The sequence below is a fragment of the Streptomyces sp. ICBB 8177 genome (assembly GCF_003144095.1).
GTDB lineage: Bacteria > Actinomycetota > Actinomycetes > Streptomycetales > Streptomycetaceae > Streptantibioticus_D.
The window spans coordinates 1,121,617-1,133,936 of record NZ_NSKH01000018.1 but is presented as its reverse complement, the minus strand read 5'-3'; the positions used below and the strand labels follow the sequence as shown (position 1 = coordinate 1,133,936).

11 protein-coding genes, 1 tRNA gene and 1 pseudogene are annotated in these 12,320 nt (G+C 73.4%); 8 read left to right on the top strand and 5 right to left on the bottom strand.

Annotation, left to right across the window (positions count from 1 at the left end; all coding sequences use genetic code 11):
- Positions 1 to 149: 149 nt before the first annotated feature.
- Both CK485_RS13510 and CK485_RS13505 read left to right on the top strand, forming a co-directional pair.
- Complete coding sequence (locus CK485_RS13510) at positions 150 to 341, top strand: helix-turn-helix domain-containing protein (RefSeq protein ID WP_275124618.1); 192 nt, start codon at positions 150 to 152, stop codon at positions 339 to 341.
- Entirely contained in the window at positions 341 to 1,489 is a 1,149-nt protein-coding gene (locus CK485_RS13505; RefSeq protein WP_109450256.1) for a site-specific integrase, read from the top strand. Before CK485_RS13510 ends, CK485_RS13505 begins: the two co-directional genes overlap by 1 nt.
- A gap of 65 nt (positions 1,490 to 1,554) precedes the next feature.
- Here CK485_RS13505 and CK485_RS13500 read toward each other — a convergent pair.
- A tRNA-Val gene (locus CK485_RS13500) sits at positions 1,555 to 1,629 on the bottom strand.
- A 300-nt stretch (positions 1,630 to 1,929) separates the two neighbouring features.
- Here CK485_RS13500 and CK485_RS13495 point away from each other — a divergent pair.
- From CK485_RS13495 to CK485_RS13480, 4 genes are all read left to right on the top strand, one after another.
- Positions 1,930 to 2,724 (top strand): DUF4097 family beta strand repeat-containing protein, encoded by a 795-nt coding sequence (locus CK485_RS13495; protein WP_109450254.1) that lies wholly within the window; start codon positions 1,930 to 1,932, stop codon positions 2,722 to 2,724.
- A gap of 52 nt (positions 2,725 to 2,776) precedes the next feature.
- Positions 2,777 to 4,057 (top strand): hypothetical protein, encoded by a 1,281-nt coding sequence (locus tag CK485_RS13490; protein ID WP_241968332.1) that lies wholly within the window; start codon positions 2,777 to 2,779, stop codon positions 4,055 to 4,057.
- A 61-nt stretch (positions 4,058 to 4,118) separates the two neighbouring features.
- Positions 4,119 to 4,343 carry a zinc ribbon domain-containing protein gene (locus tag CK485_RS13485; protein WP_109450252.1) on the top strand — a complete coding sequence of 75 codons (225 nt, stop codon included), beginning with the start codon at positions 4,119 to 4,121 and terminating at the stop codon, positions 4,341 to 4,343.
- A 240-nt stretch (positions 4,344 to 4,583) separates the two neighbouring features.
- A complete protein-coding gene (locus CK485_RS13480; RefSeq protein ID WP_109450250.1) occupies positions 4,584 to 5,141 on the top strand; it encodes a DUF4383 domain-containing protein in 558 nt (185 codons plus the stop codon).
- Here the strand turns inward: CK485_RS13480 and CK485_RS13475 are convergent.
- Positions 5,095 to 5,763, bottom strand: a complete 669-nt coding sequence (locus CK485_RS13475) for an O-methyltransferase (RefSeq protein WP_109450248.1) — start codon at positions 5,761 to 5,763, stop codon at positions 5,095 to 5,097. The genes CK485_RS13480 and CK485_RS13475 overlap by 47 nt on opposite strands.
- 171 nt (positions 5,764 to 5,934) lie before the next feature.
- On the opposite strand from CK485_RS13475, the gene CK485_RS13470 reads away from it, so the two are divergent.
- Complete coding sequence (locus tag CK485_RS13470) at positions 5,935 to 6,564, top strand: nucleoside/nucleotide kinase family protein (RefSeq protein ID WP_109450246.1); 630 nt, start codon at positions 5,935 to 5,937, stop codon at positions 6,562 to 6,564.
- A 36-nt stretch (positions 6,565 to 6,600) separates the two neighbouring features.
- Here the strand turns inward: CK485_RS13470 and CK485_RS13465 are convergent, their stop codons facing one another.
- The 3 genes and pseudogenes from CK485_RS13465 to CK485_RS13455 form a co-directional block, all read right to left on the bottom strand.
- Positions 6,601 to 7,473: an HAD family hydrolase gene (locus CK485_RS13465; RefSeq protein ID WP_109450244.1), complete on the bottom strand. Its 873-nt coding sequence runs from the start codon at positions 7,471 to 7,473 to the stop codon at positions 6,601 to 6,603.
- Positions 7,470 to 9,930: pseudogene (locus tag CK485_RS13460) on the bottom strand (phosphoribosyltransferase). The gene CK485_RS13465 and the pseudogene CK485_RS13460 overlap by 4 nt, the downstream one beginning before the upstream one ends.
- Positions 9,931 to 9,984: 54 nt before the next feature.
- Positions 9,985 to 11,163, bottom strand: a complete 1,179-nt coding sequence (locus tag CK485_RS13455) for an HpcH/HpaI aldolase/citrate lyase family protein (RefSeq protein WP_109450242.1) — start codon at positions 11,161 to 11,163, stop codon at positions 9,985 to 9,987.
- Between the two features lie 239 nt (positions 11,164 to 11,402).
- Here CK485_RS13455 and CK485_RS13450 point away from each other — a divergent pair, with 239 nt between their 5' ends.
- On the top strand, positions 11,403 to 12,290 hold the full coding sequence (locus CK485_RS13450; RefSeq protein ID WP_109452925.1) for a TerD family protein: 888 nt from the start codon (positions 11,403 to 11,405) through the stop codon (positions 12,288 to 12,290).
- Positions 12,291 to 12,320: the final 30 nt, after the last annotated feature.

The following is a 12,320-nucleotide window of genomic DNA, read 5'->3' as shown; positions in this document are numbered from 1 at the left end:
ACAGATACAAGCCGCTGACCTGTGGTGTTGCGGCGTGGCGGATGTTGCGGATCCCCCAGAAGCAAGGCGGACTGACCGCCCCGCCCCGTTCGCCCGCTGGTCCTACCGACGACGCTCGGCAGGACCAGCACTGTTCGAAGCGAGGACCCGTGAGTATCCCCGAGATCCAAGCCCTGACCGTGCCGGAAGTCATGACAGCCCTGCGCCTGAGTCGGAGCAAGGTCTACGACCTGATCCGATCCCGGCAGTTGGCGAGCTTCACCGTCGGGCGTGCACGGCGGGTGACCCCTGACAGCCTGCGTGCCTTCATTCAAGGACAGATCGAGGAGAACGCCGCCTGATGCCACCGCGGAAGAAGAACCCGAACGGTGCCGGCAGTATCTGGCAGCGCAAAGACGGCCGTTATGAGGCCCGCGTCTATGTCCCCCAGCCTGACGGCACACGCAAGCGCAAGACTGTCTACGGCTCTACATGGGAGGAGTGCGACACCAAGCGTCAGGAATTGGTCCGACGCGACCGCCTGAGCATCCCGACTCCGACGCGCTCGGCGAAGCTCTCGGAGTGGCTCCCGTATTGGCTTGCGGAGTTCGTCAAGCCAGAGCGGAAGAAGACCACGTACGCGAAGTACGAGACGCACGTCAGGCGTTACCTGATCCCGCTGTTGGGAGGGAAACGCCTGGAGTCGCTGGGAGTCCCTGACGTAAGGCGGATGCTGGCGTCGGTTGCCGCCCAGGCGTCCCCGGCCACTGCCAAGGAGTCACACCGGGTGCTGAGGAGCGCCCTCACGGCAGCGTGCCGCGAGGAGCTGATCAGCCGTAACGTCGTGCAGCTGGTCCCCGCGCCGCGCGTCCAGCCGCGAGAGTTGAACCCGTGGAGTCTGGACGAGACTCTGACGTTCCTCGAAGCCTCGCGAACAGATCCGCTGTACGCAGCATTCGTGCTGGCCATTACTCTCGGCCTGCGACGTGGTGAGGTTCTCGGCTTGCGGTGGCGCGACATCGACCTGGAGCACCGAACGCTGACGGTACGGAACCAGGTTCAGCGTGTGCAGAAGGAGCTCTACGAGGACAACACCAAGAATCGGCGTGCCCGGTCGATTCCGTTGCCGGCCATGTGCATCGCGCCCTTGCGCTGGCAGCGTCTGCGGCAACGAGAACAGCAGGTCTTGGCCGGTGAAGGCTGGCAGCACAGCGGTCACGTCTTCACGACACGGACCGGTCGACCCGTCGAACCTCGGAACATCAGCCGGTCCTTCGAACGGATCTCGGCCGCCGCGGGTCTGCCGAGAATCCGCCTGCACGACGCGAGGCACGGGTGCGCGACGCTGCTGTTCGCCGCAGGCGTGCCGGCCAGGGTGGTCATGGAGATCCTCGGGCACTCGCAGATCGCGGTGACCATGAACGTCTACACCCACGTGTCGGACAGCACCCGCCGCGAGGCGATGGGGCACATAGACAGGTTGCTCAAGCGGCGCAAGCACCCGGGCTGACCCCGGTTGCCGTCAAGTCCTACCGTCAACGCCCCCGTAGCGCTTGGCTACGGGGGCGTTTTCCCTGGTGGGCACAACAGGATTCGAACCTGTGACATCTGCTTTGTAAGAGCAGCGCTCTACCGCTGAGCTATGCGCCCTCGTGCACCACGCAGGATGCGGGAGACGACAGGTTACCCTGCCACGGGGCGCCCGGGACAAATTCACGGCCGCGGCGGCCCCGCCTCTCCGGCCCATGAGCCCGCCGCCGCTGCTCCGCCCCGGGACCCGACGACCCCAGCGCCGAAAGGCCCGACGACCCCGCGCCCACCACCCTCGCGCCCGAGAGCCGGGACCCTCGGGTTACCCCCACCCCCTCCCCGGGGGGCGACCGGCTTACCGCCCAGCCACCGGATCCGTAGCGTTGGCGGCATTCTTCGGTGACCAGCCAGGGAGTTCGCGTGTCCGCCTCGCCCCGTGTCCTTGCCGTCCGTACGCCTACGCGCAACCGCGCCCACGCCGCCGGGCTCCTCGCTCTGGCGACCTGCGCCGCGCTCGCCGTGTCGGGGTGTTCGAGTTCCTCCGGTGACAGCGACCCCCAGCACAAGGACTTCGCGCTCGCCGGGACCTCGCTGACCATCGACAGCGACGACAGCGCCCTGGACGTGCGGCCCGCCGACGTCAAGGACGTGCAGGTCACGCGGTGGTTCTCGGCGCACACGCTGGTCGGGAGCAAGCCCAGCGTCTCCTGGGCGATGGACGGTTCCACCCTGCGCCTGCGGCTGCACTGCTCCGGGATCGTCGCCGACTGCTCGGTGCGCCACCAGATCCTGGTCCCGCGCGGCGTCGCCGTCACCGTCAAGGACGGCAACGGGGCCGTCACCGCCTCCGGCTTCAGCCGGCCGCTGTGCATCACCTCCGGCAACGGCGCCGTCGACGTCAGCGGCTCCACCGGCACGCTCACCCTCGACAGCGGCAACGGGCGGATCGTCGCCTCCGGTGTCCGTTCGAAACAGGTGCGCGCGGGGACGTCCAACGGCCAGGTCCGCATCGACTTCGCCGCCGTGCCCGACCGGGTCAGCACCTCCACCTCCGACGGCCCGGTCACCATCGGCCTGCCGCGCGCCTCCTACGCCGTCACCGCGACCAGCGACAACGGCCACGCGAGCGTGAGCGTCCCACAGGACTCCTCCAGCGGCCACGTCGTCACCGCGCACAGCTCCAACGGGTCGATCACCGTGCGCACCGCCTCCTGACCTCCCGCGGCCTCGCACCCGGCCGCTGTGTTCGGGCGGGCCAGGTGCGAGGATGGACGCCAGTACCGTGGCGGACCAGCGGGAGAGGGATGTGACGACGGCACGTTCGTGGTGGCGGCGTGGGGACGATCACCGCGCGGGGGCGCAGGCCGCCAAGGAAGCCGCCGCCGAGGCCTTCTACGAGCTGGACACCGCCCAACGCGACCTGGCCATCTCGATCGAGACCATCACGGCCGCCGACCGCTCCCCCGCGGGCCGCAAGGCGGCGGCGGACTTCCAGGCGCTGGGCCACCGCGTCGACGAGGTCAGCGCCCGCTACATCGCCACCGTCGACGAGCACGACCTCGACGCGGTCGACCTCGACCTGGCCTCCGCCACCCGCGCCCGCAACGCCTTCACCCTGGCCAAGGACGAGATCCTCAAGGTCAGGGCGGACCTCGACCGCTTCGGGCGCGGCCTGGAACCGTTGCAGGCCCGCGCCGCGACCGAGCTGGCCCGGCTCGCGCCCGCCGTGGCGCAGGCCAAGCAGTCGCTGCTGGCCGCCACCCAGGCGCTGGACACCGTTCGCGGTGGGGGGCTGCGCGCGGACGACCTCGCCGCCCGCCTCGCCGCGCTCGGACCCGAGCTGACCAAGCTCAACCAGGGGGCGAGCGCCCACGGCGTACAGGAGACGATCGGCCGGGCCGACGAGGTGCGCCGCGCGGCCGAGGAGATCCGCGCGGAGGCGGAGCGGCTGCCGCAGCGGGCCAAGGAGATCGACAACCGCCTGGTCAGCCTGCGCACCCGGGTCCAGGCGATCACCACCCGCGCGGCCCAGGTCGAGCCGACGCTGAGCGAGCTGCGCCGCGGGTTCAGCGCCGCGTGCTGGCAGGATCTGCAACGGGTGCCGGAGCAGGCGGCGGCCGCGGCGGCGCAGGCCGAGCGGCGGCTGCGGGAGGCGCAGACCGCGCGGGACGAGCAGCGCTGGGCGGACGCCACCGCGGGGCTGACCGCCGTGCGCGAGCTGCTGAGCGAGACCGACGCGGCCGTCTCGGCGGCCGGGGACCGGCTGCGCAGGCTCAAGGAGGTGAGCAAGGACCCGCAGGCCGAGATCGACCGGACGCGGTTCGCGGTGCGCGACGCGCAGCGGCTCGCCATGCAGGGGCGCACGACGCCCGACCCCCGGCACGCCGGCCCGCTGGACGCGGCCGTGACCAGGCTGGACGCGGCGGTGGCCGCGCTGACCGGACGGCATCCGGACTACTGGGCGTTCCTGACCGAGACCGCCGCGATCCGCCAGACCGTGGAACGCGTCGTGGCCGACATCCGCGGCGGCCGCGCGGCCCACCGCTGACCTGCGCCGCGGCCTCTCGGACCGCCCCCTGAAGCGGGCCTGCGGCCGCTATCCTGCCGCCATGCCTCGTTACGAATACCGCTGCCGCGCCTGTGGCACCACCTTCGAGCTGAACCGGCCGATGGCCGAGTCGTCCGCGCCCGCCGCCTGCCCGGACGGGCACGACGACACCGTCAAGCTGCTGTCGACCGTGGCGGTGACCGGTGCCGCGTCCGCAGGCCGGGCCGCGAGCGCGCCGCAGGGCGGCGGGGGCGGCGGCTGCTGCGGGGGCGGCTGCTGCGGCTGACGCGACAGCCGGGGAGCCCGGGGGCCCGGCAGCGGGAGCGGGCGCGACGGCCCGGACCGCAGAGCCGGAATCGCCCGAACACCTCTCGTTCCTCCCCGTGGGGAATGCCCCGCGGAGGGTGGTTACTCCCCGTCGAGGACGATTCCTCCCCTTCGAGGACTGGCCCGGGTCGCCGCCGAGGCGGATGCTGGTCGTAGGCACCGCGGCAGGCGCGGGCACGCCGCAGTCGAGGAGGGCGGCATGAGACTCGACGAACACCTGCCCATCGACCACCGCCTCAGCAAGGTCTACCGGATCGGCGCCGGGCTCATGGGCCTCGTCCTGGTCGTGTTCGGCGTCTTCGGGTTCATCGGCCGCGTGGGGTTCTTCTCCACCCACGGCGATGGCGTGGCGGGCCTGAGTTCCAACGGCGCCCTGAGCCTGCTGTCCATGATCGTGGGCGCGGTGCTCTTCGCGGGCATGCTGATCGGCGGCAACCTGGCGTCCAACCTCAACATGACGCTCGGCGTGCTGTTCGTCGTGAGCGGCTTCGTCAACCTCGCCGTGCTGGACACCGGGCTCAACTACCTGGCGTTCCACATGTCCAACGTGCTGTTCAGCTTCGTCTTCGGCCTGGTCCTGATGACCTTCGGGATGTACGGGCGGGTGCACAGCCATCTGCCGCACGACAACCCGTACTGGCAGCAGCGCCACCCCGACCAGGCGCGGCGCGAGGCGGCGGCGGCCAGGGCCGCCGCCGCCCGGCGTCAGCTCAACGCCCCGTCCGCCGTGCCAAAGTCAATCCGTCCGCAACACTGAGCAGGACGGCCTCCACCCGCTCGTCGGTGAGCACGTGGTCGTTGAAGGCGCGGATGGCCGCCGCGCCGCCGCTCGCCGCGGGGTCCACGACGCCGCCGTGGAAGAGGGTGTTGTCCACGACCAGCAGGCCGCCGGGCCGGGTGCGGGGCACCAACTCCTCCCAGTACGCGAGGTAGTTGCCCTTGTCGGCGTCGAGGAACGCCATGTCGATCCACGGCTCGTCGTCCGGCAGCGCGCGCAGCGTCTCCAGGGCGGGCGCGATCCGCAGGTCGACGCGGTCGGCGACGCCCGCCTTGGCCCACGCCTCGCGCCCGAGCGCCGTCCACTCCTCGGAGATGTCGCAGGCGATGATCCGGCCGTCGGCGGGCAGCGCCTGGGCCATCGACAGCGTCGAGTAGCCGGTGAACGTGCCGACCTCGACGATCCGGCGGGCGCCGGTCAGCCGCACCAGGAAGGCCAGCAGCGGTCCCTGCTCCTCGGCGGTCTGCAACCCCGCGTCGTCGGCGAACCGGGCGCGGGTCGCGTCGATCAGCTCGCGCTGCACGGTGTCCAGCGGCGGGTTGTGGGCCAGCAGGTAGGCGTACAGGTCGGAGGTGAGCGGAGGGTTCTTGGTCTCGGGCAACGCGTGCTCCTCGCGGAATCCGGCGAAACGACTGGGCGGTACGACGACGAACGATGCCACGACGCTGCGGTGCGCGCTGCACCGTGCGGCGGCGCAACGGCGGACGGTACGGTCTCCACGGTCACGTCACCACCCGTTTACGGCCATGCCACCGCTGCGTAGGGTGAGCGCATGCTCAGCGGCCTGATCGACGACGCCACCGCCCTGGCCCCCGGCCCCGCGGGGCGGCGGGCGCTGCTGGGGCTGGCCGGGCCGCCCGCCGCGGGCAAGTCGACGCTCGCCAGGCGGCTGGTGCACGGGGTGGAGCAGCGGTTGGGCGCGGGCTCGGCGGCGTACGTGCCGATGGACGGGTTCCACCTGTCCAACGCGCAGTTGGACCGCCTGGGCCTGCGCGGGCGCAAGGGCGCGCCGGAGACCTTCGACGTCGACGGGTACGTGGCGTTGCTGCGCAGGCTGCGCAGCGAGACCGGGCGGGCGGTGTACGCGCCGGACTTCGACCGGCGGCTGGACGAGCCGGTGGCGGCGGGGATCGTGGTGCCGCCGACCGCGCGGCTGGTGGTGACCGAGGGCAACTACCTGGCGGACGACGGCGAGGGGTGGCGCGGGGTGCGCGAGCTGCTGGACGCGCTGTGGTTCGTCGAGGCGCCGCCCGAGGTGCGCGAGGAGCGGCTGCTGCGCAGGCATCTGCGGGGCGGGCGGTCCCGGGACGAGGCGCTGGAGTTCATCGCTTCCAGCGAACGCCCCAACGCCCGGCGGGTGGAGCGGGCCCGGGCCAACTGCTCGCGGGTGGTGTCCCGTTGACGAGGTGACGTCCGGTCGACGGAGCCACCGTCCGCCTCACCTCTGCGCGACGCTCGTCGCCTCCGTCCACGTGCTCATCCGCAGCAGGATCGCCTCGCCCGCCGCGACGCCGACGGTGTCAAGGGCGGTGACGTTGGGCGCGCTCCAGCCGGTCTCGGCGAGTTCGCCGTGGCCGGGCCGCCAGGCGCGGTCGGCGGCGAGCAGCAGGTCGGTGTCGAGCAGCGAGTCGCCGGCGGCCAGCACGCGGTCGGCGCCGGTGCGGCGCACGACCTCGGCCAGCGCCGCGCTCTTGGTCAGCGGCCGGGGTACCGCGTAGACCTTGCGGCCCTGGAGGGAGGCGGTCCAGCCGCGTTCCGCGGTCCACGCCTGGAGTTCCTTCAGCCAGCCCTCCGGCACCCCGGCGCGTTCCACCACCAGGTAGGCGAACAGGTCCTCGGCGACCCGGGCGGTGCGCAGCCAGGCGGGGTCGGCGGCGGCGACGAGGTGGTCGAGCACCTCGGCCAGCGGCGCGCAGCCGTCGGCGAGGGTGCGGCGGACCTCGTCGTGCCAGTCGCGGTCGGTCCTGCCGTCGATCAGGATGTGTCCGCCGTTGGCGCAGATGGCGTACCTGGGGGGCGGGCCGGGCAGGTGGACGCGGTGGTACTGGGCGCGGGTGCGGGTGGTGACGGGCACCAACTCGGCGCGCGTGGCGAGCTGTTGGACGAGTTCGGCGGCGCGTTCGGTGAGGAAGGACAGGGGTCTGCCGTTGTAGACCTCGACGCACAGCAGCCGCGGCGCCTGCTCGTCGGGCATGCCGAGGGCGAGGGCGGCGGTGGAGTAGATCAGGGTGCGGTCGAGGTCGGTGGCGATGACCGTCGACCTCGCGGCCGACGGGGAGGGGGCGCCGGGGGCGGGCTGCGGGGTGTTCACGCGCTCACCACCGCACGGCCGTCGGCGCCGGTGGCGCCCCTGGTGTAGCGGGGGTGGATCAACCCGACGCACAGGTAGGGCAGTTCGTCCACCTCCTCCACGGGAACGCCGCGCTGCGCGGCCAGCAGCCGTACGTGGTCCAGGTCAGGGCCCGCGCCGCGCCGGGCCAGCACCCGCCACGGCACCCGGCGCAGCAGCACCCGGGTGGTCTCGCCGACGCCGGGCTTGACCAGGTTGACGTCGCCGATGCCGTACGCCTCGCTGACCCGGGTCACCGCCTCCCAGCCCGCCCAGGTGGGCGTGCGGTCGGCCTCGCGCGGGGCGGCGACGGACGTGGGGACGTCGGCGAAGCGGGCGGTGACGGTGTCGAGGAAGTGCGCGGAGACATCGGATGCGGCCAGGTCGCGGTAGAACTTGGCGCCGTGGAAGTCGTCGGGGCCGATCAGGTCGTCGCGCAGCACGGTGCGGGAGACCAGCCCGGAGACGGTGGAGTTCAGGCAGGCGGACGGGACGAGGAAGTCGTCGCGGGTGCCGAAGGTCTCCACGCAGCCGCCGGGGTCGGCGAGCACCGCGATGCGCGGGTCGAAGCCGTCGAACGGGCGGACGGCGGCGGCCAGTTCGCGGGTGATGGCGCCCTTGCCGGTCCAGCCGTCGACGAAGACGACGCAGGCCGGGTCGTGGTGGGCGGCGAGCCAGCGCAGCGCGCTGGTGTCGATGCCCCGGCCGCGCACGATGGAGATCGTGTAGTGCGGCAGGTCCAGGTCATGGGCGTGGCGGGCCCAGCGGCGCATCAGGATGCCGACGGGGGTGCCGGCGCGGGCCAGGGAGACCAGCACCGGGGCCGGGCCGCGTTCGGCGAGCACGGTCTCGGTGACGACGGCGACCGCGTGGGCGACGCGCCGCGCGGAGGCGTCGAGGGCGGAGCGAAAGAGCGCCTGGTACTCGGCGGTCGGCTGGTACTCGACGGGCAGCGACTCGGCGTAGTGGGCGCCGCCGTTCTGCACCGCCTCCTCGCGTTCCTCGATCGGGGCCTCAAGGCGGACGCCGGAGAGGTCCTTCAGCAGCCAGCCGACCTCGTCGGGGGCGTAGCTGGAGAACGCGGGACCGCGCAGCGGGTCAGGAAGCATGACGGGTATCGACCTGTCGTTCGGGGGTGTACGACGGCACGACGGCGAGCAGCAGCCGGTCCGTGTGGGCGGCGAGCCGGGTGAGCAGGCCGCCGGGGGCGTGCAGCGCGGGTGTGTCGCCCGCGGAGTCGGTGACCGCGACGATCGCGTCGAAGCGGCGCGCGGGGTCGGCGCCGGGGGCGACGTTGTAGGCGTAGCGGGGGCCGGGACCGTCGTCGGGGTCGTCGTGGGCGGGGAAGGCCAGGGCGGTGCGGATGGGGTAGCCGGGGTCGTCGACCGCGAGCACGGGCGAGCGGGTGGTGGTGGAGTACCGCACCTCGAAGGCGTCGTCGCGGTCGAGTTCGGCGGCGATCCGCAGCGGCGCGTACATCAGCTCCTCGGTGCCGAGCACCAGGACGCGGCGGGCGTGCGGCGGCAGGGCGGCGCGGATACGTTCCGCCATGCCGGGCAGCGCGGCCGTCAGGCGCTCGCGGTGGGCCGGGGTGAAGCCGTGCCGCCCGCCGTCCGGCACCCCGGCGGGCCACTCCAGCGCGACGCGCACGGCCCCGTGGCCCCCGTCGCCCGCGGACGCGCCCGCGCCGCCGCGGGCGAGGTCGTGCCCGCCGGCGTCGAGAGCGCGCTGCCGCGCGACCAGTTCGCGCCCGCGTTCCAGTACGTCCTGCGGCAGCCGCACCGTCCCGGAGGCGAGCGCCACCACGTCGACCCGCGCGCCGAGCCCGGCCGCGTGCGCCGCGAGCCGCTCGCGGTCGGCGGCGGTGCGCATGTCGACGAGCGCGACCACCACGTAGTGGTCGCGCGGGCGCAGCGCGTGCAGCGCGGTCACCGTGCCCAGCACGGTCCGGCCGGTCGAGAACTCGTCATCGACCAGTACCAACGGCCCGGCCCCCGTCAGGAGTTCCGGATCGCCGGGGAGCAGCAGGTGATCCGTGGCGTGGCTGTGGGACTCGGTGAACCGCCCCGCGGGCTGCACGCCGGGCACCGGGCGGCGGGTGGAGTGCAGGTACGTCGCGTCGCCCAGGCCGTCGGCGACGCTGTGGCCGAGCGCGGTCGCGGTCTCCGCGTAGCCGAGGACGACCGGGCGGGCGTCCTCGCCGATCAGCTCGCGCACCCGGCGGCCCAGCCGCAGGCCGGCGCCGTGCACCACGCCGGGCCGCTGCGGCACGTGCTTGCCGAGCACGGTGGAGACCAGCAGGTGGGCCCGTTTGGGGTTGTCGCGCACGGCCAGGCCCAGCAGCCCGTACAGCTCGGGCGGGCCGTCCAGGGCGACCCCGAGCCGTCCGGCGGTCCACCGGCCGCTCCATTCGGCGGGGGGCGTCACGGTCGTCGTCATCGGCGAAGTGCTCCTGTAAGGCTGCGGGTTGCGGGGTTGCTGTGGGGGGCGCGGCTAGGCGGCGTGGACGGCGGCGGCCAGCAGTTCCACGAAGGTGACGTCCTCGCGGGCCACTCCGAAGACGTGGGCGCGGCGCATGGTGCGTTCCGCCCAGGCACGGTGCGGCTTCACCTCGTTCATCTTGTTGGTGTAGGCGGAGCGCAGCACCCCTCCCCGGCCGCGCTCCTCGCGCAGGATGTCGGCGGCGTCGCTGAACTCCTCGTGGGTGACGACGGACAGGGCGTGGACGGGGGCGACGTGCGCGGGGTGGATGCAGGTCTTGCCCAGCAGGCCGTTGGCACGGTCGAGTTCGACCTCGCGCAGCAGGCCGTCGAGGTCGTGCTCGATGAGCGCGGAGCGCAGCCGTTCGGCGCCGGGGGTGAAGGGGGTGCGGCGCAGCTGCGGTTTGAACATCCGCTCCTGGCGCGGGAAGTACTCCCACACCGGCCCGGTCACGGTGAAGCCGGTGCCATCCGCGCGGCCGAGGACGTTGACGACGTCGGCGATGACGGAGGCGACGATGCCGACGTCGTACGCGGTCATGTCGGGCGCCCGGCGCAGTCCGTAGGCCGAGCAGAAGTCGGTGACGCCGAGCCGCAGCGCGAGCACGCGGTCGCGGTACTTCTCCACGGTGCGGGCGATGCCGCGCAGGGTCTCCTCGCGGGTCTCGGCGTACAGCAGCGCGGCGGACTCCAGTACGGGCATCGCCAGCAGCCGCTGCCCGCAAACCTCTTCGGCCCCGGCGAGCGATTCGAGGAACGGGACGCCGGTCTCCTCCGTGAACTTCGGCAGCACGAAGCCGGACAGCACGCGCACGGCCGGGCCGAGCCGCCGGGTGAGCGCGGTGATCTGGCCGGGGGTGCGGACCCGCACGAACAGCAGCGGCAGGCCGTCGCCGTCGCCCCCGGCACCCTCCGTGGCCAGCCGGGTCAGCTGGGCCACGAGGTTGTCCTCGGCCGCGCCCACCTCGGCGTCGTCGATGGCGTCCTCCAGGCACAGCACCATGGACACCACACCGCGGGCGGTCTGCTTGCGCACGTCGTCGGCGAGGCGCGGGCGGGTGGCCGGGCTGTAGAGCGTGGCGCCGAGCGCGGCGGCCAGCACCGGCAGCGGGGAGGAGGCGCTGAACGCGGCGGGCTCCCGGTGGAACAGCTCGCCGCGCACCTGGGGCGCGAGGTGTCCGAAGTGGTGCATACAGCTCCCCGTGGGTGATCTGGCGGCGCTCGCACCGCGTGCTGAGCCCCTGCCGGGCCCTGGCGCAGGCCCCTCCCCGAGCCGCTCGTGGCCGATTATCGTACGCATTTCTATGGGGCAGTCTTTACCATCACAGGTGAAATCCGCGTAACCACCTGAGCCCGGGGAAACGCCCTCCGGCCGTCCCGCATGCCCCCCTGCCTTGGTGCCGTCGGCCGTGACGAGGCAGGATGAACGCCATGACGCACGCGATGGTCAAGGGGTCCAACATTCCGCTGGAGGCGGGCTCGGTGCGCACCGTGCTGAGCTGGTCACCGGGCGCGGAGGTGCCCGACATCGACGCGTCGGCGCTGCTGCTGGGCGAGGACGGCCGGGTGCGCTCGGACGCCGACTTCGTCTTCTACAACCAGCCCACCCACCCCTGCGGCCTGGTCAGGCACCGCGCCAAGCGGCAGGACGAGGACGGGCTGACCGACGGCATCGAGGTGGACCTGGCGCCGATGGAGCCCGCGGTGCGCCGGATCGTGCTGGCCGCCTCGGCCGACGGCGGCACCTTCGAGGCCGTCCACGACCTGCGGCTGATGGTGTACGACGCGGCGGCGGGCGAGGGCGCGGAGCCGGTCGCGGTTTTCGACGTGCGGCCCGACACCGGTGAGGAGACGGCGCTGATCTGCGGCGAGCTGTACCGCAGGGACGAGGGCTGGAAGTTCCGCGCGCTGGGCCAGGGGTACGCCTCCGGACTGCTGGGCCTGGCCACGGAGTTCGGCATCGTGGTGGAGGACGACGAGGGGGAGGCCGAGGCGGCCCCGGGCGGCCCGGACGGCCTGACCGTCCCCGACACGCCCGCCCCACAGGCGCCGCAGGCCCCGCCCGCGCCCGCGAGCCCGCCGCCCGCCTCCGTGCCCGTACCGCCCGCGCCGCAGCCCGACGCCGCGGCGACCGTCGCGCCGCCGCCCACCGTGCCGCCGTCGTACGGCTATCCGCCGCCCCCGCCCGCCGCAGCGCCGGCGCAGCCCGCCACCGGTTACGGCTACCCGCCGCACCCCGCCTACGGATACCCGCAGCAGGCGCCGCCGCCCGCGATCACGTTGCCGCCGCAGGGGCCACAGTTCCAGCGGCGGCGCTGAGCGGGCCGCCGGGGCCCGCGGTGAACGGGC

What these genes read in the sequence shown, in the direction of transcription:
- CK485_RS13505 (WP_109450256.1), top strand. Translation starts at nt 341, where the DNA reads ATGCCACCGCGGAAGAAGAACCCGAACGGTGCCGGCAGTATCTGGCAG.
- CK485_RS13490 (WP_241968332.1), top strand. Translation starts at nt 2,777, where the DNA reads ATGGACGCCAGTACCGTGGCGGACCAGCGGGAGAGGGATGTGACGACG.
- CK485_RS13485 (WP_109450252.1), top strand. Translation starts at nt 4,119, where the DNA reads ATGCCTCGTTACGAATACCGCTGCCGCGCCTGTGGCACCACCTTCGAG.
- CK485_RS13480 (WP_109450250.1), top strand. Translation starts at nt 4,584, where the DNA reads ATGAGACTCGACGAACACCTGCCCATCGACCACCGCCTCAGCAAGGTC.
- CK485_RS13470 (WP_109450246.1), top strand. Translation starts at nt 5,935, where the DNA reads ATGCTCAGCGGCCTGATCGACGACGCCACCGCCCTGGCCCCCGGCCCC.
- CK485_RS13455 (WP_109450242.1), bottom strand. Translation starts at nt 11,163, where the DNA reads ATGCACCACTTCGGACACCTCGCGCCCCAGGTGCGCGGCGAGCTGTTC.
- CK485_RS13450 (WP_109452925.1), top strand. Translation starts at nt 11,403, where the DNA reads ATGACGCACGCGATGGTCAAGGGGTCCAACATTCCGCTGGAGGCGGGC.